This window comes from Methylomonas defluvii (genome assembly GCF_033949435.1).
Classification (GTDB): domain Bacteria; phylum Pseudomonadota; class Gammaproteobacteria; order Methylococcales; family Methylomonadaceae; genus Methylomonas; species Methylomonas defluvii.
Genome location: NZ_JAXARY010000003.1, coordinates 185,041 through 208,768 on the forward strand (window position 1 = coordinate 185,041; position 23,728 = coordinate 208,768).

At 52.6% G+C, this 23,728-nt stretch carries 28 protein-coding genes and 1 tRNA gene; 26 read left to right on the top strand and 3 right to left on the bottom strand.

The features are described from left to right. The first annotated feature begins 21 nt into the window (after positions 1–21). The 24 genes from nrdR (at position 22) to QLH52_RS05285 (ending at position 17,417) form a co-directional block, all read left to right on the top strand. On the top strand, positions 22–480 hold the full coding sequence (gene nrdR, locus QLH52_RS05175) for a transcriptional regulator NrdR (protein ID WP_064037024.1): 459 nt from the start codon (positions 22–24) through the stop codon (positions 478–480). Next, entirely contained in the window at positions 470–1,561 is a 1,092-nt protein-coding gene (ribD, locus tag QLH52_RS05180; protein ID WP_319960784.1) for a bifunctional diaminohydroxyphosphoribosylaminopyrimidine deaminase/5-amino-6-(5-phosphoribosylamino)uracil reductase RibD, read from the top strand. Before nrdR ends, ribD begins: the two co-directional genes overlap by 11 nt. Before the next feature lie 22 nt (positions 1,562–1,583). Next, the gene (locus QLH52_RS05185; RefSeq protein ID WP_319960785.1) at positions 1,584–1,826 is read left to right on the top strand and encodes a hypothetical protein; all 243 of its coding nucleotides are present in this window, start codon (positions 1,584–1,586) and stop codon (positions 1,824–1,826) included. A 37-nt stretch (positions 1,827–1,863) separates the two neighbouring features. Next, on the top strand, positions 1,864–2,520 hold the full coding sequence (locus tag QLH52_RS05190) for a riboflavin synthase (protein ID WP_319960786.1): 657 nt from the start codon (positions 1,864–1,866) through the stop codon (positions 2,518–2,520). Next, a complete protein-coding gene (gene ribBA, locus QLH52_RS05195; RefSeq protein WP_319960787.1) occupies positions 2,517–3,629 on the top strand; it encodes a bifunctional 3,4-dihydroxy-2-butanone-4-phosphate synthase/GTP cyclohydrolase II in 1,113 nt (370 codons plus the stop codon). The genes QLH52_RS05190 and ribBA overlap by 4 nt, the downstream gene beginning before the upstream one ends. Before the next feature lie 62 nt (positions 3,630–3,691). Then, the gene (ribH, locus tag QLH52_RS05200) at positions 3,692–4,168 is read left to right on the top strand and encodes a 6,7-dimethyl-8-ribityllumazine synthase (protein ID WP_033158641.1); all 477 of its coding nucleotides are present in this window, start codon (positions 3,692–3,694) and stop codon (positions 4,166–4,168) included. Beyond that, on the top strand, positions 4,168–4,611 hold the full coding sequence (nusB, locus tag QLH52_RS05205; RefSeq protein ID WP_033158640.1) for a transcription antitermination factor NusB: 444 nt from the start codon (positions 4,168–4,170) through the stop codon (positions 4,609–4,611). Before ribH ends, nusB begins: the two co-directional genes overlap by 1 nt. Further along, the gene (thiL, locus tag QLH52_RS05210) at positions 4,611–5,543 is read left to right on the top strand and encodes a thiamine-phosphate kinase (RefSeq protein ID WP_319960788.1); all 933 of its coding nucleotides are present in this window, start codon (positions 4,611–4,613) and stop codon (positions 5,541–5,543) included. The genes nusB and thiL overlap by 1 nt, the downstream gene beginning before the upstream one ends. Further along, on the top strand, positions 5,527–6,039 hold the full coding sequence (locus QLH52_RS05215; protein ID WP_205454293.1) for a phosphatidylglycerophosphatase A family protein: 513 nt from the start codon (positions 5,527–5,529) through the stop codon (positions 6,037–6,039). The genes thiL and QLH52_RS05215 overlap by 17 nt, the downstream gene beginning before the upstream one ends. A 176-nt stretch (positions 6,040–6,215) precedes the next feature. Then, positions 6,216–7,046 carry a heme-binding protein gene (locus QLH52_RS05220; protein ID WP_319960789.1) on the top strand — a complete coding sequence of 277 codons (831 nt, stop codon included), beginning with the start codon at positions 6,216–6,218 and terminating at the stop codon, positions 7,044–7,046. A gap of 119 nt (positions 7,047–7,165) precedes the next feature. Beyond that, positions 7,166–7,242 (top strand) — tRNA-Met (locus QLH52_RS05225). A gap of 164 nt (positions 7,243–7,406) precedes the next feature. Beyond that, positions 7,407–7,619, top strand: a complete 213-nt coding sequence (locus tag QLH52_RS05230) for a GFA family protein (protein ID WP_482194185.1) — start codon at positions 7,407–7,409, stop codon at positions 7,617–7,619. A 54-nt stretch (positions 7,620–7,673) separates the two neighbouring features. Then, positions 7,674–7,844, top strand: coding sequence for a flavodoxin domain-containing protein (locus QLH52_RS24575; protein WP_425257064.1), 171 nt, complete (start codon positions 7,674–7,676; stop codon positions 7,842–7,844). Between the two features lie 40 nt (positions 7,845–7,884). Continuing rightward, the gene (locus tag QLH52_RS05235; RefSeq protein WP_319960791.1) at positions 7,885–8,925 is read left to right on the top strand and encodes an alpha/beta fold hydrolase; all 1,041 of its coding nucleotides are present in this window, start codon (positions 7,885–7,887) and stop codon (positions 8,923–8,925) included. Positions 8,926–8,991: 66 nt separating this feature from the next. Beyond that, positions 8,992–9,861, top strand: a complete 870-nt coding sequence (locus QLH52_RS05240; protein WP_319960792.1) for an AraC family transcriptional regulator — start codon at positions 8,992–8,994, stop codon at positions 9,859–9,861. 396 nt (positions 9,862–10,257) lie between these two features. After that, positions 10,258–10,536, top strand: a complete 279-nt coding sequence (locus tag QLH52_RS05245; RefSeq protein ID WP_319960793.1) for a type II toxin-antitoxin system RelE/ParE family toxin — start codon at positions 10,258–10,260, stop codon at positions 10,534–10,536. Then, complete coding sequence (locus QLH52_RS05250; RefSeq protein ID WP_319960794.1) at positions 10,533–10,835, top strand: XRE family transcriptional regulator; 303 nt, start codon at positions 10,533–10,535, stop codon at positions 10,833–10,835. Before QLH52_RS05245 ends, QLH52_RS05250 begins: the two co-directional genes overlap by 4 nt. Positions 10,836–11,076: 241 nt before the next feature. Beyond that, positions 11,077–11,304: a DUF6290 family protein gene (locus QLH52_RS05255; protein WP_319960795.1), complete on the top strand. Its 228-nt coding sequence runs from the start codon at positions 11,077–11,079 to the stop codon at positions 11,302–11,304. Beyond that, complete coding sequence (locus QLH52_RS05260) at positions 11,288–11,452, top strand: hypothetical protein (protein ID WP_319960796.1); 165 nt, start codon at positions 11,288–11,290, stop codon at positions 11,450–11,452. The genes QLH52_RS05255 and QLH52_RS05260 overlap by 17 nt, the downstream gene beginning before the upstream one ends. A gap of 12 nt (positions 11,453–11,464) precedes the next feature. Beyond that, complete coding sequence (locus QLH52_RS05265; protein ID WP_319960797.1) at positions 11,465–14,824, top strand: metallophosphoesterase; 3,360 nt, start codon at positions 11,465–11,467, stop codon at positions 14,822–14,824. Between the two features lie 118 nt (positions 14,825–14,942). Beyond that, complete coding sequence (locus tag QLH52_RS05270) at positions 14,943–15,086, top strand: hypothetical protein (RefSeq protein ID WP_319960798.1); 144 nt, start codon at positions 14,943–14,945, stop codon at positions 15,084–15,086. A gap of 6 nt (positions 15,087–15,092) precedes the next feature. Beyond that, complete coding sequence (locus tag QLH52_RS05275) at positions 15,093–15,557, top strand: hypothetical protein (RefSeq protein ID WP_319960799.1); 465 nt, start codon at positions 15,093–15,095, stop codon at positions 15,555–15,557. A 113-nt stretch (positions 15,558–15,670) separates the two neighbouring features. Further along, positions 15,671–16,282, top strand: a complete 612-nt coding sequence (locus tag QLH52_RS05280) for a TetR/AcrR family transcriptional regulator (protein ID WP_319960800.1) — start codon at positions 15,671–15,673, stop codon at positions 16,280–16,282. A 1-nt stretch (position 16,283) separates the two neighbouring features. After that, positions 16,284–17,417, top strand: a complete 1,134-nt coding sequence (locus QLH52_RS05285) for a methyltransferase (protein WP_319960801.1) — start codon at positions 16,284–16,286, stop codon at positions 17,415–17,417. Between the two features lie 193 nt (positions 17,418–17,610). Here QLH52_RS05285 and QLH52_RS05290 read toward each other — a convergent pair whose 3' ends face one another. After that, on the bottom strand, positions 17,611–17,931 hold the full coding sequence (locus QLH52_RS05290) for a hypothetical protein (protein WP_319960802.1): 321 nt from the start codon (positions 17,929–17,931) through the stop codon (positions 17,611–17,613). A gap of 230 nt (positions 17,932–18,161) precedes the next feature. Between QLH52_RS05290 and QLH52_RS05295 the strand changes: the two genes are divergently transcribed. Next, the gene (locus tag QLH52_RS05295) at positions 18,162–18,446 is read left to right on the top strand and encodes a hypothetical protein (RefSeq protein WP_133120677.1); all 285 of its coding nucleotides are present in this window, start codon (positions 18,162–18,164) and stop codon (positions 18,444–18,446) included. Positions 18,447–18,540: 94 nt separating this feature from the next. Here QLH52_RS05295 and QLH52_RS05300 read toward each other — a convergent pair whose 3' ends face one another. Continuing rightward, positions 18,541–18,780 carry a hypothetical protein gene (locus QLH52_RS05300; protein WP_033156179.1) on the bottom strand — a complete coding sequence of 80 codons (240 nt, stop codon included), beginning with the start codon at positions 18,778–18,780 and terminating at the stop codon, positions 18,541–18,543. Between the two features lie 238 nt (positions 18,781–19,018). Here QLH52_RS05300 and QLH52_RS05305 point away from each other — a divergent pair, with 238 nt between their 5' ends. Further along, positions 19,019–20,410: a glycoside hydrolase family 30 protein gene (locus tag QLH52_RS05305; RefSeq protein WP_033156180.1), complete on the top strand. Its 1,392-nt coding sequence runs from the start codon at positions 19,019–19,021 to the stop codon at positions 20,408–20,410. Between the two features lie 6 nt (positions 20,411–20,416). On the opposite strand, the gene QLH52_RS05310 is transcribed toward QLH52_RS05305, so the two are convergent. Continuing rightward, positions 20,417–23,584, bottom strand: coding sequence for a hypothetical protein (locus QLH52_RS05310; protein ID WP_101053122.1), 3,168 nt, complete (start codon positions 23,582–23,584; stop codon positions 20,417–20,419). Positions 23,585–23,728 lie beyond the last annotated feature (144 nt).

The window sequence follows — 23,728 nt, forward strand, 5'->3', positions numbered from 1 at the left end:
CCTGGCTTTGGCTCTTTAACTATGCGTTGTCCGTTTTGCTCAGCACAAGATACTCGGGTAATCGATACCCGCTTGGCCGACGATGGCGATCAAGTCAAACGCCGCCGGGAATGCGTGGCCTGCAAAGAGCGGTTTACCACCTTTGAAGTGGTGGAATTAACCTTGCCGCGCATCATCAAACGCAACGGCGCCCGGCAGAGCTTTGACGAAGCCAAACTGCGGGCTGGTATGCAGCGAGCCCTGGAAAAACGCCCGGTCCAAGTAGACGCCGTCGAGGCCGCACTGAGCCGGATCAAGAAAGCCCTGACGGCAAAAGGCGAGCGCGAGATTCCGGCTCGCGAATTGGGTGAATTGGTGATGCAAGAATTGCAAACACTCGATCATGTCGCTTTCGTGCGTTTCGCCTCCGTGTATCGCAGCTTCCAGGATGTCTCCGAATTCACCGCGATGATCGAAAATCTGCAAAAGCATGACGCCTAGCCAAGACGCGGCCTATATGGCGCGAGCCGTCAAATTGGCGCAGAACGGTAAATACACGACTGACCCCAATCCGCATGTGGGCTGCGTGTTGGTCAAGGACGAAAAGGTGATTGCCGAGGGTTGGACACAACGCGCCGGGTTTGCCCATGCCGAAGTCGATGCGCTGGCCAAAACAGACAACGCACGAGGCTCGACAGCTTATGTGACGTTGGAGCCTTGCAGCCATCATGGTAAAACCGGCCCGTGCAGCGAGGCATTAATCGCTGCCGGCATCCGTCGAGTCGTCGTGGCGATGCAGGATCCTAATCCCTTGGTGGCCGGACGCGGATTGCAGAAACTCCGCGAAGCCGGCATTGAGGTGCTGGTCGGCGTCTTGCAGCAAGAAGCGGAAACGCTAAACCAAGGCTTTTTTAAACGCATGCGGCAGGGTTTGCCGTGGATACGCAGCAAGCTGGCCATGAGCCTGGACGGCCGCACGGCGCTGGCATCCGGCGAGAGCCAATGGATTACGTCCGTCCACGCCAGGCAAGATGTGCAGATCTGGCGGGCGGCCAGCAGCGCGATTGTCACCGGCATCGATACGGTGCTGTACGACGATCCCCGACTGAGTGCGCGTGTGGATTTCGATGCGTTGCAGCCGGTCAAAGTGGTGCTGGATTCGCAATTACGCATGCCTTTGTCCGCCAAGCTGTTGGACAATGCGGTAGACGTCTGGATTATGACCTGTAGCGACGATGCGCTTAAACAGCAAAAATTACGCGATGTGGGCTGCAAAGTCTTTCAAGTCGATGCGCGGAATGGTCGCGTAGACTTAGCGCAGGTTTTTAAGTTGCTGGCCGAGTTACAAATCAATACGGTTTGGGTGGAGGCAGGTGCCACGCTGAACGGTGCGCTGCTAGATAGTGGGCTGATCGATGAATGGTTGATTTACATGGCGCCCTGTGTATTGGGCGATCAAGCGCGCGGCCTGTTCACTCTGTCGGGCATATTGACCATGCAGGATAAAAAATGCCTGCGCCTGCTAGAAGCCCGGCAAATTGGACCGGATTTGAGATTGCGTTATCAAGCAAAAACTGATTGAAACGATGAAAAGTATTGTTGTAATGACATTGTTAATTAGCCTGCTGCCTGCTTGGGCGACGGCGGATGAGGACGATAAACCGGAAACCAGCACCTTGCAGATTCAAGGCGGCAAAGTGATCGGCGAAAAGCACGAAATCGAAGTCTACGATTATCATAGCGGCACCTATCAAACCTTTGATGTTTATCGTAAGCCGGCCAAATCGCTAAAGAAAGACCCAGACCCCCAAACGCCAAATCAAACCACCGAGCCCGCGTCGCGCTAATCGTAACGGACATTTTTACCTTTTTTGAGTGATAACCATGTTTACCGGGATAATTTTAGCCATCGGCAAAATCAAGGCCATTCAGCCTAAAGGTGGCGATTGTCGCTTGATTATCGATACCGGCAAGTTATCGCTGCGCGAATGCGCGTTGGGCGACAGCATTGCGGTGAACGGTGTTTGCCTAACCGCTGTGGAGTTGGGCGAACATTATTTTTGCGCCGACGTTTCCAATGAGACCTTGTCGCGTACCACTTTAAAGACCGCAAGTACCGGTACGCCGGTGAATCTGGAGTTGGCGATGACACCTTCCAGTCGGTTGGGCGGGCATATTGTCAGTGGTCATGTCGATGGTATTGGTAAAGTGGTCGAGAAACAGGCCGATGGCCGCTCGATTCGCTTCAAATTCAAGGCGCCGGATTCCCTGGCCAAATACATCGCCGGAAAAGGCTCGATTTGCATTAACGGCATCAGCCTGACTGTCAACACAGTTGATGGCGCTTATTTTTCCGTGAATATCGTGCCGCATACCTTACAAGAAACCACCTTGGGTCAAACCGAAGCCGGCAGCGAGGTAAATCTGGAAGTCGATTTGCTGGCCCGCTACTTGGAACGTCTGATGCAAGGGGAAGTCGCTGCTTACAGTCAAGGCGGCGTCACCGAGGCCTTATTACAAAACGCAGGCTTTATTAAATGAATAGCATAGAAGAAATCATAGCCGACCTTCGTCAAGGCAAGATGGTCATCATCATGGACGACGAAGATCGGGAAAACGAAGGCGATTTGTTGATGGCGGCGGCCTTTGCCCGGCCGGAAGATATTAATTTTATGGCTAAATACGGCCGCGGCCTGATTTGTCTGACCTTGACCCGCGAACGCTGTCAACAGTTGCGTTTACCTTTGATGGTCAGCGACAACAATACGCCGTACACCACCAATTTCACGGTGTCGATTGAAGCGGCTACAGGCGTGACCACCGGTATTTCCGCCGCCGACCGCGCGTTGACCGTGCAGGCGGCGGTAGCAAAAAACGCCCAGCCGAGTGATCTGGTGCAACCGGGGCATATTTTCCCGTTGATGGCACAAGCCGGCGGCGTGTTGAACCGGGCTGGCCATACGGAAGCGGGCTGCGATCTGGCCCGGTTAGCCGGTGTTGAGCCGGCGGCAGTGATTGTGGAAATTCTGAACGACGACGGTTCGATGGCACGGCGGCCGGATTTGGAAGTCTTCGCCGAACAGCACAATCTGAAAATCGGCACCATCGCCGATTTGATCCACTACCGCATCAAACACGAAAACACCCTGGAGCGGATCAGCGAATGCGTCTATCCGACCGAATTCGGTGACTTTAGGTTATATGCTTACCAGGATTGCAACGACGATAATGTGCATCTGGCCTTGGTGATGGGCAATGTCGCTGGCGACGAACCGGTGCTGGTGCGGGTTCATGCTCGCAACCTGATCGACGATTTATTGTTTTCCAAACGCAGCGATTGCAGTTTGCCGGTGCGGGAAGCCTTGAAAAATATCGCCGAAGCCGGGCGCGGGGTTTTGGTGATCATTCGCCAAAAAGAAAACAACAAGGATTTGGTGGAACTAATCCACACCTATCAAATGCAGGATCATGGCGTCAAAAACAGTCAGGATTTAAGTGCCGATTCGGATTGGCGCACCACGGGAGCCGGCTCACGCATCTTGTCGGATTTGGGTGTGCGGCGCCTGAAGGTGATGGGGGCTCAGAAAAAATACATCGGTCTGTCCGGCTTCGATTTGGAAGTCGTCGAACATATCGATTCAACGCATTAAGGCAGGGTCGATTCATTCGACACGTTTTACAGCATTTTAATCATTCAACAACAGGTAAACACATGGCAGCAGTCACTACTCTGGAAGGCAACTTTTCCGCGCAAGGCGGCAAGTTTTGCCTCGTTTCTTCACGCTTCAACAGCTTTATCGTCGAACAATTGGAAGGTGGTGCGATCGATGCCTTGGTGCGCCATGGCGCGGATAAAAACGACATCACTCTGGTGAAGGCGCCGGGTGCTTTCGAGTTGCCGATGGTGGTGCAACGTATTGCGGCCACCAAAAAATACGATGCGATTATCGCTTTGGGTGCAGTCATTCGCGGTGGTACACCGCATTTTGAATATGTAGCCGGCGAATGCGTGAAAGGTATTGCTCAGGTGGCTTTGCAATACGACGTACCGGTGGCTTTTGGCGTGTTGACCGTGGACAGCATCGAACAAGCTATCGAACGTGCCGGCACCAAAGCCGGTAACAAAGGCGCGGAAGCAGCCTTGTCGGCGATCGAAATGGTCAGTCTGTTCAACAACCTGGGTCGTTAATGAGTCAAGCAAAAACCAATGCCAGAAAGTGCGCGGTACAGGCGCTGTATCAATGGCAAATGTCCGGCGAGAGCCTGATCCGTATCGAAACGTATTTTCTGGAAGAAGAGCATCTGAAAGGCGCGCAAAAAACCTATTTCAGCGAATTGTTTCATGGCGTACCGAAACAATTGGCTGTGATCGACGCGGCCCTGGCCGAATTTGTCGATAGGCCGGTGGAAAAAATCGATCCGGTGGAGCGGGCGATTCTGCGCATCGGCGCGTACGAACTGATGAACCGCTTGGAAACGCCGTATAAAGTCATCATCAACGAAGGCGTCAATCTGGCTAAGGATTTCGGCGCCGACGGCAGTCATAAATATGTCAACGGCATTCTAGATAAAGTCGCACAGAAACAGCGTGCCGTCGAGATTGCCGCCAAGCAGGCGAAATCTCAAAACTGATGGCAGTCGCCGAATTCGATTTGATCCGCCGCTATTTTGCGGTGCATGCTCCTAGGCATCCGTTCAATCAATTGGGTATAGGCGATGACTGCGCGTTACTGAACCTGCCGGCCGGCCATCAATTGGCGGTCACCGCCGATACGATGGTCGAGAATGTGCATTTCTTTGCCGATGCCGATCCTGAATTGCTGGGGCATAAATTACTGGCGGTGAATCTTAGTGACTTGGCGGCCATGGGTGCCGAGCCATTCGCGGTTACCTTGGCTTTGACTTTGCCTAAAGTCGATGAAACCTGGCTGGAAGCGTTCTCACGAGGTTTTATCAATCTGGCTCGTCAGCACAATGTCGATCTGATTGGCGGCGACACCACGTCCGGACCGTTGACTTTGACGGTACAGGCGATGGGCGCGGTGCCGCAGGGTAGGGCGCTATTGCGTTCCGGGTCCCAGGTTGGCGATTTGATATACGTTACCGGTCAGCTCGGTAACGCCGGCTTGGGTTTAAAAATTAAACAGGGTTATGTCTGCGCAGATCCGGAGTTGGCTTTGCGTTGCTTTAACCAGCCAAAACCGCGAGTCTCGGAAGGTTTGGCGCTGCGTAGCATCGCTAATGCCTGTATCGATATTTCTGACGGATTAGCTGCCGATTTGGGACACATTTTGCAGCAAAGCGGCGTCGGTGCGTGTTTGCAATGGGACAACTTGCCGCTATCCGCTTCAGTGGCAGAGTTCATCAATCACAGCGGCGATTGGCGTATGCCCTTGATTGCCGGAGACGATTACGAATTGTGTTTTACGGTGCCGGCAGATTGTTCTCATGCATTACCGGCGGCTACTTGCGTGGGGATTATCGAAGCCGAGCCGGGTTTGCGGATGCGTAAGGCTGGGCGCGTGGAGGCATTCGAGGTGAAGGGTTTTGAGCATTTTTCTTAGAGAGCATTACGGCAACGCACGTTTGACTGCGTTACAAATCGTCAAAGATCCCACCTTGTTTTTGGCGTTTGGTTTCGGCTCCGGTTTGGCTAAGAAAATGCCCGGTACGATGGGCACGCTCGCCGCGATACCGCTATACCTTGCTTTACTGCAAACCAATGAGTGGATTTATCTGTCGGTCACGCTGATCAGCGTTTGCATCGGCATCTGGATTTGTGGTCAAGCCGCTAAAAAATTGGAAGTCCATGACTTCGGCGGTATTGTTTGGGATGAAGTCGCCGGATTTTTGATTACGATGACCGGCGTAACCTATTCCTGGCAGAGTCTATTGGCCGGTTTTGTGCTGTTCCGCTTGTTCGACATCGTCAAGCCTTGGCCGATCAAATGGCTTGATAAACACGTGCATGGTGGTTTCGGCATTATGCTGGACGACGTGGTGGCAGGGGTTTTTGCCGGCTTGATTATGCACTTCTGGTTTGATTTTCCGGCGAACTGAGTGAGCGTTGTTTTCGTTCAACAAGCCAGTGGTTTTGGGGCATTGTTCTCATTTGACCCATGATAATTCATGCGACTAAAATCCATGCCGGTTTGGGGGATTAGTTGCGTGCAGCGAATGCCGCAAATATTAAGCTTCAAACCTAATAACTATACAAACACTTAGGAGGACTTTTTATGAATACAAGATGGCTATTCGCTGCTTCACTTGTGATGCTGACCAGCGCTGGCGCGGCAATCGCAGATAAAGATAGCAATAAAGGAGTGGGGCAAGCCTGTAGGGGCTTGCCTAATCACGCCACATTGAAAGCAGCACTTGACGATGCAGTGAGTGCGGAGGAAAGCGGGCTTAATTTGCATATGTGGGCCACTTTAGTCAACCGTGACGGCGTGGTTTGTGCCGTAGCGTTTTCCGGAACCAATCGGGGTGCACAGTGGCCGGCCAGTCGAGTTATCTCGGCGCAAAAAGCCAATACCGCCAATTCGCTGAGTCTTGATTTTTCCTCAGATTCCGCGGGTTCCGGCAAACCCAATGGTTTGGCGTTATCGACAGCGAATTTATATTCAGCCGTGCAACCTGGTGGTAGTTTGTTCGGACTTCAAGAGAGCAATCCCGTTGAAACGGGCGCTGCTTACGGCGGAAACCCAGGCTTAAACGGTACTCCTCAAGATCCTATGGTAGGGTCGAAAATTGGTGGTGTTAATGTATTCGGTGGTGGCCTGGGCTTGTACTCAGTCGGAAAAACGCTGGTCGGTGGCGTTGGTTTAAGCGGCGACACCTCTTGTGCCGATCATAATATCGCTTGGAGAGTCAGACATAATCTGGGGCTTGACCACATTGTCGGCGTCGGGGGAGTGAGTGGCGATCCACAGCGTCCTGATAATATCATTTTCGACATTGCCGCCAATCCGAACGGTGGTACCGGAATTAGCGCAGGAGGTTTCGGTCATCCCACCTGTTTGAATACCGATCTGAATACAGCGGATTTGCCTGCCGGCCAACCTTAATCATCCGCTTTAAAAGCAACGGCAAGCAGATAAGGAACTTATCTGGTGACATTATTTAACAAATAGCATGTTTATTGCTTGCTAAATAATTTAAGGTCTGTATAATAAGCCAAATCAATCGCGGGGTGGAGCAGCTTGGTAGCTCGTCGGGCTCATAACCCGAAGGTCGTAGGTTCAAATCCTGCCCCCGCTACCAGACAAATCAAAGGCTTAGGTTTAACGACCTAGGCCTTTTTTGTTGCCTGTAAGTTTCTGGTAAGCAGATAGTAAGCGAATTTATGGAATACAAATCAGCGCCATTTGCTTTTCCCCACGCCTAACATCGAGAGACTGCATGAGCGAATTTGAAGGCGGCTGCATGTGCGGAGCGGTTCAATACGCAGTGAAATCCGAGCCGCGTCTGTCTTTTTATGCCAATGCAGGCAGTGTCAACGAATCACCGGCACAGGCCATTCGGCCGAATTTGTTGCATCGGCACAAGACTCAATACGAATGGGTGAGGCGAAATTTAGCCATCCTGATCAACAAACCCAGCGCGTTTTTTTCGGTCAATCTGACGGCGTGAATGCCTGATAAAAATCGACCGGAAACCAATCCTTACATCAGGAAGTTTCTGAAAAAATCCGCTTGGCAGCCTTTGCCGGAAAAATTGACTATGCAAGTTGTCGTTTCTTAGATAGACATATCATCCGTTGCATTATGTGGATGACTAACGGGCCTACCAATCCCAATCTCGTGATTGAGTTTACCGATTGGGAGAGCGTGAATGCATTCGCAAAACGTATCTGTGATATGTAGGTGGTTCCATTGTTCGCAATCCATTATCTCGTTGGCTGACATGACATTCGTTTTATCGCGGCGTTTGCGCTACTTGAGCTTTGGCTTGGCGATTGTCTGCCTCACCGCGCTGATGGGAGTCGTTTATCAAGCCAAAAGAACCGCAGCCGACCAGGCCGCATTCCCGCCGCCAGGACGCATGATTTCAGCGAAAGGCGTGAATCTCCATCTTTACTGCATGGGCTCCGGTTCGCCAACGTTGGTTCTCGAAGCGGGCCTAGGCGAAAACGTGTTGAGCTGGTATCCGGTTCACGCCAAGCTTGCCCAGACCATGCGCGTTTGCGCCTACGACCGCCCAGGCTTGGGCTGGAGCGATCCCATAGCCGCTGCTATCCAGCCGGAAGAAGTGGCTGAAAACCTGCAGGCCTTATTGCACAACGCCGGCATTGCCCCGCCGTTTGTGCTGGTCGGCCATTCGCGGGGCGGAATTTACGTGCGTGCTTTCTATCACCGGTTTCCCGAACAGACACAGGGTATCGTTCTGGTCGATTCGACGCATGAACAAGGCCCCATGCACCAGTATCCCTACGCTGCCCGGGATTATCGGAAACAAGCCTTGCAAATCGCAATTGCCGAACCGTTATCGCGGCTCGGTGTGGTCAGGCTGCTGGGCATCGCCGATGCCGACCGCCGGCCATCTCCGCTACCGGCTGAAATCCTGGCTGCGAAAACCGCGATACAAAACCGCACCGATACCGCTCATGCGGTAGTCAATGAAATCGCCGTGATGCGCCAAGGACTTGATCCGACGACACCGCCGCCACGCAGCTTAGGTAATCTTCCGTTATTGGTGCTAACCGCCGGCAATCTGGTGGATTTGGCTATAGTCGCGCGCAAAGCGGAGGGAGCGGGTAAAGATGTCGAAGCGGAAAAGGCGCTTGCCGAAATTCAACAGGCCGAACAGGATGATCTGGCCCGTCTGTCCCGCCGTTCGCGGCATATCGTGGTCGGCAACAGCGGCCATTTCATCATGCACGATCAGGCCGATGCATTCGTCACCGCAGTGCGCGAATTTGTTTTAGATATGCCTCTGGTCGATTGAGCACGTTGAGTCAGGCGAGATGATTCTGCGCTTGTTACAGTAGCGCTCGATTGAGGAGGTATGAAAGTGGATGATAAAACGGCCAGCGCGGCCTATGCCATGCGCTTCGATAGGATTTTCGATTACATTGACAAGCATCTGTTCGAGCCGGTGTCGGTCAATGAACTGAGCAAACAGGCCAATTTTTCCCGGTTTCACTTTCAACGGCAATTCTCCGCTTACACCGGGCTGAGCACGACGCGCTACATTCAGTTATTGCGTTTACGCAAAGCGTCTTACCAACTAGTGTTTCAGGAGCAGCGCAGCATTACCGATATTAGCTTGGACGCCGGTTTCTTAAATGCGGAATCGTTCTCCCGCGCATTCAAAAAGTGCTTCGGACAAACGCCTACTCAATTTCGAAAGCACCCAGCATGGCAGCCTTGGAATGAGCGCATGCTATTACCCAAACGCATAAGGAGTCCCCAAATGAACGTCAACATCGTCGAATTTTCAGAAACCACAATAGCCGTCTTGGAGCACCGTGGCCCGCCCAGCCTGATAATGGAGTCGGTCAGAGGCTTCATAGACTGGCGCAAACAGAGCGGCTTGTCGCCGATCGCCAGCAGTCGGACGTTTGGTATCGCGTATGACGACCCGGCTGTCACGCCCGCAGAGTCATTCCGATTCGATGTATGCGGTGAGGTCAAGCAACCCGTGCCGGAAAACTCGCAAGGGGTGATCAACAAATTGATTCCGGGAGGACGTTGCGCCGTGGTGCGCCATATCGGTTCAACCGACCGTATCAGCGACAGTGTTTATTACCTTTACCGGGAGTGGTTGCCGGATAGCGGAGAGGAATTGCGGGAATTTCCACTGTTTTTTCATTACATCAAACGGGTGCCTGAAACGCCCGAACACGAACAGATTACGGATGTATATCTGCCTTTGGTGTAAACGAAAGCGGTCGAATAGTTGATCCATGGTAAAACTCAGCCGCGCAGGGCGCATTAGCTTTAGAGTAGTGCGCCGAAACGTTAATGACCAACATGCGGCGCAATACGGCTACACCTATTAACGCCCTACGATTGCGCCTTACGGCCTTGGGCGAAGTGCGAACCGGTGACGGTATCAATCATCCGGCGGATCGGTAGGGTGATAAAGTTCTATCGTCATGGAGTTTTTAAATGCCGAACAGTCGCCGGCATACGGTCAACCGCCATAACGGCTATCGAATGTTTCGGAGAGTCAATCTTGTTGTTAAGTACCGATTTTGATACGCTGCATCAATGATTCCAATCCTTTCCGTTAGATTTTGCAACGGCTGCCCGCAGCGAGCCCGTTAGAGAATGGTTGAAAGGATTATCCGCTCAAGACAGAAAAACGATAGGCGAAGATATTAAAACCGTGCAATTCGGCTGGCCTCTCGGTATGCAGTTAATCGATCATCTCGAAGGCGACATTTGGGAAGTCAGAATTAAGCTGGACAACCGAATAGCCCGCGTTCTGTTTGTCATCGATAAACAGACGATGATTTTGCTGCATGGTTTTATCAAGAAAAGTCAAAAAGCACCGAAAGCGGAAATCGATTTGGCAAAACAAAGATTGAAAACAATACGAGGTAAGCAATGAACACTAACCAAGAAGAAAACCCTCATATCGGTAGCAGCTTCGACGACTTCCTAAGTGAGGAAGCTATCCTTGACGAAGTGACAGCGGTAGCGGCCAAGAGGGTCATCGCTTGGCAAATATCGGAAGGCATGTCGGCGCTAAAACTCAGTAAAACGGCAATGGCCAAAAAAATGCACACTAGCAGGGCTTCTCTTAATCGCTTGCTGGACGAAGAAGATACCAGTTTAACCCTGACCACCTTGGTAAGTGCCGCCGCCGCGCTCGGTAAAAAGGTAAAAATAGAGTTGGAATCTGTGTGATCAAGGTGGATAAGGACGTAGTTTTAGGCTCAAATTCGGCCAAAATACGTCAGACGAAACGAAAGTGCCTATGGCAAATGTCCAGCAAAAGCAGGCGTGGTGTGGTGAGTTTACGAACCGCACAAATCGCGAACGATACCCTAAAGGGCACAAGTGCGGTGTACGCTGTTCAGCGCATCCTATGGCCCTCGGCCGTTACACAACGAGACTAAGCGTCTAAAATCACAATAGAGGCAGCAACATGATGACACTCAATATCGACGACGACACGGCGAACTTGCTCCGTCAGGTATCTGAGCAGGAACACGTAAGCCCCGCACAACTAATCAAAAATCTACTCAGTGATTACCTCGAAGACTTGGCCGATGTGGCCGCCGCCGATGCGGCGTTAGCAGAATTGACCAGCGGCAAGGACGATACGATCAGCTTGGCGGAATGGGAGCAGCAACTCAATGCCTTGGAGCATTAGGCTGAAGACTGGCGCCGCCAAAGCCATCAACAAGTTGGACAAACCGGTCCGCGACAAAAACATTAATGACCAACATGCGGCGCAATACGGCTACGCCTATTGGCGCCCCACTGCAATGCGCCTCTTTAAATTCGCGGACAATATTTAACCCAAGGGACTCATGAAAACCAAACTGACTTGGCTACATATTTCGGACATCCATTTTCATCCAAATACAGAGTGGCGTGACAACTCTACACGGGATAATTTAATAACTTATCTCCAAACAATGTTTGTTGACGATCCTTCGTTGCGCCCGGACTTGATTTTTTGTACGGGCGATATTGCTTTCGGAGAAACCCGTTCGTCCCAATTGGCAGATCAATATAATCAGGCTAAGGAATTTTTTAGCAAACTACTCACAGTATGTGGGCAAGAAGGCAAACCATTGCCAGATCGGCGTTTGTTTGTCGTGCCGGGTAATCACGACGTTAACCGCAACAACATCAACAATGATGCTCAGGAAACACTTAATCGTTGGGCGGAGGATGCATCGGCTCATATAAATAAGATCAACCAACGTTTCAATGATTGCTCGCCTGAATTCAAAGACGCCGTTAAACGGCTCGATGAATATGCTCTATTCGTTAAAGAATATTTACCTCACCAAACCGATAACGACGGAAGACATTCTTATAGCCAAATTGTCGATATTGACGATTTGAAAGTCGGTCTCGCCGGATTTAATTCCGCTTGGTCCTGTTCCGGGCCTGAAGACGACCGCGCTATTTGGTTGGCGGCGGAATATCAGTTCAATCAAGCCGATTTGCCGATCAAGAATGCCGATATTCGCATAGGTTTAATCCATCATCCCGTCGATTGGCTCAATACAGCAGATCGCGATATTGCGACTCGTCGTATTTCCACTGATTTTCACTTTTGGTTGCACGGCCATGTACACAATCAATGGCTCGATCCGGGACAAAACCACATTACTTTCGCAGCTGGGGCTGTTGGAGCCGAAGTTAGCGAAGAGTTCGGCATCAATTTGGTTCAAATCGACTTATCGACTGGCAAAGGCGTAACGTATTTACACGAGCACAGGAGAGGCGGAAAAAGTTGGAAAGTTGCAACGATTGAAGAGCATGCACCTTCCGGCAAATGGCCTTTCGATTTGCCAGACAAAATAAAACGGCTAGCAGAACCATTACCTCCCCCAACGACACCGAGCGCGAATACGGGGAGACCGATTCAAACCGAAAACGCCAAGCAGATTTTCAAACTCTATGGTCGGGACAAACTGCTTCAAGAAGCCGTTAATAAACTCAAGCGATTGCCTTTTTTGTTGGTTTACGGTCTGCGAGGCAACGGCAAATCGAAATTCATAGAAGCATTGGGGCAAAAACAACCGTTAGCATCGAAAGAATTGCACCGGTTTTCGGTTTCGCGTTTTACGACGGCCGACGAAGTCTTTCGGCAAATTGCCACGCTATTGGGCGAAACGGCGGAGTTTCCGGAGGCGCCAAAAGGCGATTCAGCCACTATTGCCGCAGAAATAAGTCGTCGCTACGCCAATCCTCGCTCCGCTTGGATATGGATCGAAAATGCCCATCATTTAATCGACCGAGAAGGGTTTCGAGACCATGCAATCGGCCAATTGTTGAGCGGACTGCAAGCCGCACTTGGCGTTCAATGGCATTGGCTATTGGAATTGCGGGAGCGTCCGCCTAAGCATTTTTTTGCAAACATTGCCAATGATTGCGAAATTACCGGTTTGGATAAAACCAGTATACAGGAATGGTTCAAGGATGCTGCGCCACCGGAGGTTGCGGATTCATGGTCTTACAGCGGCGACGAATTAAAACGGATTTATCAATGGTTGGGCGGCGGACACGGCGGCAACGCTCATACCTTGGCGACGCAACTTCTGATCCAAGTCGCTTGCGAACTTGCCGAAACGCCGCTTCAAGTCTTGCAGCGGCACCGCGATCGTTTCGAAGACGGCATCGACAACCTGCTGTTGGACGATCTTTACCACAAGGTCTTAAGCGACGCCGAACGAAAATTAATGCAAACATTTGCCTTGTATCGAAGTGGGATTCCCCACGACCACGTCGAAATGTTGGAGCAAGAGTTAAACATTGCTTATGCGTGGGACGGTTTGGACCGCCGGCTTCTGGTTTCGAGCAATGCCGAGCATTCCGTATATTTTTTGCACAGCTTCATTGCTTCCTGGGTGCGTAATCGTCAACTGGGTTACGTCGATCAAGACGAAGATAATTGCGATGGCGATCTTCAGAATATCGACGAAGTTCATAAGGCCTTGGTGCGTCAACTGCACGCCGCCATCGCAAATTGTTGGTTGGAACAATTGGGCAGGCGAACACGGATAAGCAATCTCAATATTTCCCGGGCGGTGGAGGCCTTTCATCATCTGACTGCCGCAGACTTGACCGATCAAATACAGACTATCGCCGTTGAGCTAATAACTGGCAACTTGGATTGGGCATGGCAGCGCATCCAGCAATTAAACGATTACCTGTACAAAATTAATGCCCCTGTTAAGCAACAGTGTACGGCGCTGGAATATGCATTACGTTTAAAGCCGGATTTTCATAAATATCACCGGTTTCTGGGTGAATGCTGGCTGAAGGAAGAGGGGCCGACGAGTCAGAAGGCTTTGGAATGCTTCCAAGAAGCTTGCCGGCTTAATCCCGGTTTTGCGCCTTATTGGGCCAATTTGGGCAAAGTCATGTCGCATCAGGGCTATCGGGGGGCGAAAGACTTTTTGGAACGTCTCGCCGAAGTTGAAAACAACTATCCTCAAGCCATCAATGATTTCGTGCTTGCTGTTAAGGCGGATTGTCTCGATATAGTAGGGGAAGCCGGTAAAGCCAGCGAATTGCGTTTGGAATGTATCGAAGCCGGCAGCAAGAATGCGGCGTTTTATACCAGTGAAGCCAAGGCGCGTTTAGACGCAGGCGATGTGCAAGGTGCTTTAGACTTTCTGGAAAAGGCCAAGCAAAACCGCTGCGCCAATGACTACACCGATGCGATCTTGGCCGATGCCTTGCAAGCGACCGATCCGGCGCGCGCCAGCCAAATCCGGATGAAACATATCGAAGCCGGCAGTAAGAATGCGGCGTTTTATAACAGTGAAGCCAAGGCGCGTTTAGACGCAGGCGATGTGCAAGGTGCTTTAGACGTTCTGGAAAAGGCCAAGCAAAACCGCTGCGCGGATGACTACACCGATTCGATCATGGCCGATGCCTTGCAAGCGACCGATCCGGCGCGCGCCAGCCAAATCCGGATGAAACATATCGAAGCCGGCAGCAAGAATGCGGCGTTTTATACCAGTGAAGCCAAGGCGCGTTTAGACGCAGGCGATGTGCAAGGTGCTTTAGACGTTCTGGAAAAGGCCAAGCAAAACCGCTGCGCCAATGACTACACCGATGCGATCTTGGCCGATGCCTTGCAAGCGACCGATCCGGAGCGCGCCAGGACCGTAGGCTGGGTTGAATGCAATGAAACCCAGCATTGATGGCAGTTGTGCTGGGTTTTGCTTTCGCTCTTCCCAGCCTACGGCTGTCCGAATCTTCATTGTCGTGATCTGACCGGAAGCAGTGGCCGACAATCAATCGAAACAGGGAGGATCGAACATGCACATTTTCGAAAAACTCGGCGGCCTCGCCATCATCTTGGGATCGCTATTGCTCAGCGCCTATGCGGTCTTGTTCCCGATCTTGTTACCGTTAGGGACGGGAAACTTCGACTATGCCGAGGTGGTGCGCAATTCAGCTTGAGTGCCTTTGGCGCTGGTCGCCTTCGCTGGCGTGTTAGCCTTGCTGGTGGCGTTTTATGCCGTTTATGCCAAGATGCGTGACACGGCCGGCGTGCAGGGCGCCGTGGGTTTTTTATTCGTCGAGGCGGCTTATTTGTTGCAGGCCTGCAACGTGACTTGGGAGCTGTTTCTTTACCCCGTCATCGTCCGCTATCCGGAAACCGCCTTTCTGTTGCGCGACGCCGTCATCAAAAACGATCCGGCGGTGTTGGCGTTTAGAATTTCGGCTTCCGCGGCGATTTTGATCGGTATCGTGCTGTTTTGCCTGGCTATCTACCGTTCGGCGATCTATCCCAAGCCGGCGGCGGCATCGATCTTCGTCGGCGCCGTGGTGTATGCGCTGGGGCCGATGATTTCGCTGTACGTGTCTATCGCCGGGATTTTTACCTTTGCCGTGGGCTGTATGCTGCTCGGGGTGCGCTTGCTGCGCTGACTGCGAACGGCTTTCCGTTCAATCAAACCCCGCATCTTGATTGACGGAAACGCTAGGGCGGTTGTGCTGCCGGTGCTAACCTGCCGCCATCTTGGCTTGCAGGAGTTTTTGTGATGAACGATATTAACGACCCGGTTTACGCGCGTCTGCTCAAGGCGGCGCTGGAGTGTTTCCTTGCCGACGAATACCACAAGGTCACCACCCGCGCCATCGCCGACCAGGCGGGCGTTAATGTCTCGATGATCCGCTACTACTTCGGCAACAAGGAAGGCCTCTACGAAGAAATGATCCGTGAGACGCTCAAGCCCATCCTGGACATGCTCGACAGCGATACGCTGTCCGACGTCGGCGGCTTCACCGAATATCTGCACTTCTATTACGACACCATGTGCAAGCATCCCGAGTTTCCCAAGCTTATTCTCAAGGTGCTTGCCCTCAACCACGGGCCGGGACGGCGTTTCATCCTGCAGTTGCTGGAACGCGGCCGCAGCGGCGGTGCGCGGCGCCTGGAACAGCTGAAGGCAAGCGGGCAGGTCGATATAACGATCAATCCCGACGTGGCGCGCATGGCTTTCGTCAGTCTTGCGATGATGCCGATGCTGTTGAAAGACATTTTCGAGGAACAGATGGGCGGGCAGATGGACGAAGCCTTTCTCGATGAACTCGCCGCGCTCAACGGCAAACTATTGGCGGCCGGCATGGCTGCGGTGCAAGCGGGAGTGTGACATGACATTGCAAAAAAATGCCGGCGCGGTGCGCCGTTTTGCCAAACTCGCTAGGTTCGGCGCCCGGCTGCAAAATCTGCCCAACAAACTCGTGCCGCCGCCGTTCCGCCTGATCCAGATCGGTTCGGCCTTTTGGCAATCGCGGGCGTTGTATGTCGCGGCGCGGCTGGACATCGCCGGCGCGCTGGCTGATGATGAAGCGAGCATCGAAACCCTGGCCGAGCGCGTCGCCGCCGACGCCGATGCGCTCTACCGCTTGCTGCGCATGCTGGCGGCTATCGGCGTGTTCGAGGAAGTCTCGCTGCGTCGCTTCCGCAACAACAAGCTTTCGTCTTGTTTGCGTCAGGATTATCCCAACAGCGTGCGGGCGATGGTGCTGATGCACAACTCGCCGGAAATGAGCCGGCCGTGGTTCGAACAACTGGAACAGGGCGTGCGCAACGGCGGCGTGCCGTTCGAATCGGCGCACGGGCAGGCGTTTTACGCCTATATGGACGACCATCCCGAATTCGATGCGTTGTTCGCGCGGGCGATGGATAGCTTAGAAGCCTTGGCCGGCGACAGCTTTGTTACCGATTTCGATTGGTCGCGCTTCGAGCGCATCGTCGACATCGGCGGCTCCAAGGGTGCAAAATCGCTCGCCATCCTCAAACGCCATCCGCAGCTCAGGGCTCTAGTGGCCGACCGCGAACAGGTCATCCAAGGCGCCGCGCAGTTCTGGACGGAAAAAGGCGAGGGCGCGGCACTGCAACGCATGCGCTTCGAAGCCTGGGACCTACTGCAAGCCGTTCCCAAGGCGCATAGCGACAAGGATATTTACCTGCTGAGCGCGGTGCTGCATGGCTTCGACGACGACACCTGCGTCACCGTGCTGCGCAATGTCGCGGAAGCTAGTGCAGATAGCGGCGCTGCCATCGCCGTGATGGAGATGTTGATGCCGGATAGTCCGACCGACATCGCTGCAGCCTCATTCGACATGCAAATGTTCGTCAACACCAGCGGCCGGGAGCGAACGCTGGCCGAATGGCGGCGACTGTTCGATGCCAGTGGATTGGTACTTCAAGAGGTGGTGAGCTTGCGAACGTTCGGGAAAATATTGGTGCTGCGGGCGGTTCACAGCACCGGCAAGGCCTGATTCCGGAATTTGAATGGCGCGAGTTCGCCTACGGATGAATTTCGGCAGGCTTGGTCATTTCACGGCCGGACGACCAACAGCATGTCCGGCGGATGGTTGTCGTGGACCTTACCGGCAAGTCTGAAGGCAATCGACGCAGGGAAGGAAAACCTGAACCGCAGGTCAAGCGTTTCTGCTTGATAGGGCTTGTTGCCTAAAGGCCTTTTTCCTGATTTTCTTCTTGGGTTTCGGTTACCGTTGGCTCGGGAGCATAGTCTTTGGAATCGACTTCAGTTTGTTCGCATTTACCCTTCAATAATTCGATAGCGCCGGGCCAGCAGGATGCTTCGACGTAAAATTTGGCATACCAAAGAAAGGCGACGCCAGAGCAGTCCTCATGGACAATCTTTGGCTGTACGCTGACATCGTCTTCGTAAACTCTTTGCACTTTGCAAAAGTGAACAGGTTCGGACCAGGCGGTATTCGTTGTTAGAGCTAAAAGAGCTATGGCAGATATTTTTTTAAGAAACGTCATCTTTTTATCCAAAAATGCTAAAGAGTAGTTTCAATATTCGGCTTTACCATGTTCAAAGTCAAAATTTACATCTGATTTTTTCCGCAAAATACCAAAAACTCAGGGAAGGGAGCTTCTAAAAACCAAAGGAAACGCTATGCTCCGAGACAGGCAGAAGGTTAGAGACTTCCGGGAGACAAGGCGATAATTCAGCAGCGATGGCTTTTCGTCGCAACAAACAGGAAATACAAATGTATTCGTCAGATGATGAAATCGGCATTATCACTGCCTTTGTGGAGCAATTGGAAGAACAGTCCATTCCGCGCGCGTTGGCCGTTAAAAAAAGAGTGGAAGAGGGCGATACGCTGAACGAGATTGAAATCATGCATTTTGAACAAATGCTTTCAGAGGCCAGCACTATGATGCCGCTATTGAAGCACCACCCTGAATATCAAAAGTTGATCGCTGAATTAGCCAATTTGTACAACGATATTTCGGAACGCGCTTTGAGTAACCAGTTAAACGGAAAAACCTAAAAAGCCGACGCGCTGAATATAGATAAGCCGCGATTTAGGCGCACAAAAAAGCCGGGCGTACCCGGCTTTATGGAACTGCAACGCTACACGGCTGCTATTCGAAAGAAACTTCTTCCAGGCTGGCTAAGCAGCCTAGGCCTCTGGCAAATTCTTGCAATTCGCTCGCCATATGAAAATTAATGATGGAGTTCGTCTTTAGATCCACAACGGCGTATTCGACAATCGTATCGTTGTTCTGCAACCTCGGCTTGTACTTCAACAACTTCTTCGACTCCTTGGCCAGCTTACGATTTAGCCGAGTGGTTAGCGCGCGAATTGAAACCAATTTTTTCATATCCGATCTCCATACGTTAAAACGGAAATCGCAGTATAAGTGATTTTGACGGTTTTATGACATTGCCCAGCAAAAAGCCTGAGACCCTGAGCACAATGTGTGGAATGTGCAGTTTTCACGATGGCATTAAACAGGCGGGAAAATTAACTGGCTAGCCTGAGCAAAGTCGATAATATAGCGCCATGCTGTTTGTATTGAATCCGGCGGAACCGCTTCCGCATTAACCATGAGGGCTGTCATGTCTGAGCATACCAACGCTTTTCAATCACTATTTTCCGAAAGCGCGGGGCGCGAGCCTATAGAGATTTGGCTGACGACTGCCGACCAGCAAGCCTTGTTACAACCACAGACCAGTGGTTTTGGTTTTAACAACCCTCTCGGCGATGTGCCGGTAATAGCGGTCGATACCGGCGATGTTTATCAAACCGTGGAAGCTTTTGGCTTCTCCTTGACCGGCGGCAGCGCCATGCTGATTGCGGCACTGCCCAACGTCGAACGGCAAGCTTTGTTGCAGGAACTATTTTTGCCAGATGGTGACGGGATCGGCGTCAGCTGTTTGCGGCTTAGTATCGGCGCTTCCGATTTAAGCGAGCGTTGCTTTAGCTATGACGACATGCCCGATGGTCAGACTGACATGGAACTGGCGCATTTTGATTTGAATGCCGGCGATATCGAGGTTATTCCGCTACTCCAAGATATTCTGGCGCTCAATCCAACTATTCGAATTATCGCCACCGCGTGGTCGGCACCGCGTTGGATGAAGACTAACCAAGCGTTTATCGGCGGCAAACTTAAGCCCGAATGCTATGCCGTCTACGCGGCGTATTTGGTGAAATATCTGCAAGCGATGCGCGAACGCGGCATCGTGATTCATGGTATCACGCCGCAGAACGAGCCGCTCAATCAAAAAAACGAGCCCAGCATGGCGATGGAAGCGCCGGAGCAGGCTGCATTTATCAAACATCATTTGGGACCGGCCTTGCGCGAGGCGGGATTAGCTGATGTGGAAGTGTTTTGCTGGGATCACAATTGCGATGTCAAAGAGTACCCGTTGACGGTCTTCGCCGACGCCGACGCTCGCCAGTATCTCAGCGGCTCCGCTTGGCATCTGTATGGCGGTGATATTTCGGTATTATCGGAAGTGCATCAAGCTTACCCCGACATGAAACTGTATTTCACCGAACAATGGGTGGGTTCGGACGGCGAGTTTGGTGGCGATTTAATGTGGCACGCCCGCCACGTGTTGATCGGTTCGTTGCGGCACTGGAGCAGGGCGGTGTTGGAATGGAATTTGGCCTCCGATCCGTTTTGCGGGCCGCACACGCCGGGCGGCGAAGCCCGCTGCGTGGGCGCGTTGACAATAGACGGCGATCAGGTCACTCGCAATGTCGCGTATTACGTGATTGCCCACGCGGCCAAGTTTGTCCGGCCCGGTTCCGTGCGGATTGCTTCCGGCGTGCAAAACGACTATTTGCCTAACGTGGCCTTCCGCACGCCGGCGGGTTTTATCGTATTGATCGTGTTAAACGACGCAGTCGAGCCTCAAGCCTTTGCTATCCACTATCAAGGCAAAAACGCGCTTGTTGAGATACCGGGCAGAGCAGTGGCTACCTATGTGTGGGCAGCCTAGCGGCATTTAGCCCAGTAGTACATCGACCCGGCGAAATTGCCCTAAACGTAACGCTTCTGCTACCGGGCCTGAGACACTGGCTGCGGTTAGGGTTTGTGTCGTGCCGTCTCGACCATACAACCGGTACTCAATCGGTTTGACTGCCTCCGGGCCAAACGTATCGCGGCGTTGCGGATTGCTGTAAACCAGTAGCGTCGAACCGAAGAGCGTGCAGGTCGCACTAGCGGCCGGCAAGGTTTCAGGCTCGACAAACGGCGTGGCAATTTGTGCTTCAGCGGAAAAAAACGCGGCAGCCAACAGCGGTGTCGGTTTAAATGCCAAGATGCCGGCTTCCCATGTAAACGGTGCCGGCCCCAGGAACAGGTGCGTCCACAAATGCAAAAACTCCACGGTCGCGCCGGATAATCGGGCCACGCAGCCGCGGCCGTGCTGGCGGGCATCGATTGTAAAACCGCTACTGACCAAAAAGCTGGAGTTTTCGATGGGATTGCGTTTGTATTCGCCCGGGTCGTGAAAAGGCACCAATAGTGATTCGATGTGGGCGTAAAACTCATCGACCAAGCCGGCACGCACCATCTCCAGTACAAACTTGTAATGCATGTGTAAAAAGATCGAGCCGTTCTCCAGCCAGCCGTAGTTAAAAACCCCGATACGTCCCAAGTCCAGCGCCCGGTCACCCAAGGGTTCGTTGACCCGGTACATGCCCAGTTTGGCATCGTATAAATCCGAATTGCGCACAGCTTGATACAGGGTCTGCGCCTGCATCGGGTCGGCGATCCGTAAGGCGTGCACAAAACCTTCCAGGAATAACGGCAGCGGTTTTTGCTGAAAGCGGGTGACGGCGATGCCCCCGGTTTCCAACTCATGATATTGCTCTGCCTCGTACGCAAAATAGGTAACTATGCCTTGGGGCGTGCGGGCTTTGTCGATTGCGGCGTCCAGGTAGTGGGCTACCAAGCGCAGGAAGGCTTGAATGTCAGACAGTGCCAGAGCCTGTTCGGCACCGGAAAAGCCCATGAATACCTGTTGCCGATAGACTTCTTTCAACGCGCCGCTTTCCTGCCAGAACAGTTCCGGCGTCAAATCATCGCGAGTTAACAACTTATGCAACGCCGTCACAAAGTCCGCCAATTCGACGGGTACGGCGCACGCTTCCTTCAATTGGATCAGCGCGCTGAAGGTAAAATCCACCAGGCGCTTCAACTCGATGGTTTCGTTGACCGACGAGCCTAAAATGCCGGGCAGGCCGTTTAAGGCATCACACCAGCCAGGCCGGTCCGCCTCCATTTCAATGCCCACGCCGGCGGGGTCGAGCGTCGCCAGCTTATTGGCGACCAGGGTCAGAATCTTCCCCAATAAACTGGTGTAGACAATCTCGCCGTGGCCGGCTTGCGAACGTACTTGGTAACGGCGCTGCTGTCGCGCATCGATCAATGCCTTTTTCTCCGGGCAATAGCGCACGGCATTGTATTGGCGCACGCCGTTTGCCGTGACCACATATTTTTGTGTGCGCGCCGCGACCTTATGAGTAGGGTCGAAAAAGCTGTAGGTTTTGTCCTGAAATAAACCGGCCAAACGATCCGGAAAAATCGCCGCGTAACTAAGCAATAAGTCCACCAGATAGGTCCAGTGATCCGACCAATAACCGCGGTCGAATTCAGCATCTTCCAATTCTTGGGCGTGGGACAAAACAGTAGTCAGGATGTTTTCCGCATCGTCCGCGGCTCCCACGATTTCCACCAGTTCCGCATACTTAAATTCTTTGTGTAGCAAGGGCTCCAGTTCTGGAAAACGCCCGTAGAAGTGCGCAAAATTTGCCGGTGCATCCACGACAAACCGCGAGTTGCGCAAAGCACAAGGGTTATAGCCATCCGGCTGAATCAGATTGAAAAAATAGCGAATGTTCTTGGCATCCAAGGCCGGGTCGAAGAACAAATCCATGCGCCGATTTTGCAACACATCGCGAAAATCGCCGTTACCTTCGGAATAGGGCGTGTCCTGCAATAAAAAATCGTTGTAATCGCGTTCCAGATCGCCGTGCTTGCGACCAAACAAATACAAATGCGCGCCGCCCGGCACCGGCATGGAAAAGCCGCCGCGCAAACCGTTGTCCAGATAACATTGGCGGGCGTGAGCATCGAATAGCGGCTGGGCGGTGGCGGTGAACGCGCGTTGCCTGATGTTATTAACCAAGCTACGATTGATCTCGCGCTTTGCCTCGAAATAGCCTGGTTGCAGAGCTTCAAGCAGAAATTGATCGAAAATTCCACGGGAGCCGGCGTGACCGTACACGCCGTAAAACACCCGGCTTTCACCGGGCTGCAAAGACAGCTTAAGATGTTGAAACGCCGCCGGCGTTTGATTGCCGCAGACTTGCTCGGCAAAGTCCAAGGGCTGGTCTGAAAAAAATCGCTCCGCTTGCGAAAAATCGCCGGCCAAACCAAAAATCCGCTCCGGATCGACAATAGCTTGATTGTGCTGACCATCCAAAAAGCCGACGAAGAAATTGCCGGCAATCACCGGCTCCACCTGCGGGCTGTCGGTGGGCCAGACTTTCAAGCGATAAAACGGCCGATTTTCCGCCGCGCCCTCCACCCGCATAAAGGCCTCGGACGTGCGGCTCATGAATTTGAGGATCCATTGATTCATCGCATAAGGCAGCACTTGCGGCAAGCCATCGACGATCTCGAGGTGTAGGGCTTTATCCATGGTGTTGGCAATCTCTACCCGCCGCAGCAACCCGGCAACCGGCGCTTCGGCTAGCGTGAACACGTCGGCGCGCAAGCGTAAACCCAGTGGGGGATTGACTTCCTCCACGCCTACTTCATGCGGAGTCACGTAAAGACGTTGCTTCACCTCCAGCCCAGCACCACGTTGAAACGGCTCGTATGGGCGAGTATGCTGGCCGTCGTCAATTTTCAAAAACGTGCGAAACCCGCGCGACGGCGTCAGTTGGTAGGCCTTGTCCGCCGGGAAAAACTCTAAAAATGCCCCGTCCTTATTCCGCACCCCAAAACTGGCAATCGCCTGGCCGCGATTCACATAAAACGCCCAGGCCGGACGTCCATGCATGCCGGCAATCCCCGGCAGAAAGCTGGCGAAGGGGGCGCAGTCGTTATACCGTTCGATGACAAAGCATTGGTCACCGGCGAAGAAATAGCGGGGCTGATTCATGGGGATACCGTTGTTTTCGGGATTGAAAGTACTACAACTCTAGCAAGCGTTTTGCTAAGTGCCAGCATGGTTCCTACGCCGCGACAGTTCGCTTTGAAAAAGAAGGCCAATGTGTGCAGACTGCATGCTTTAACAACCGGCAGA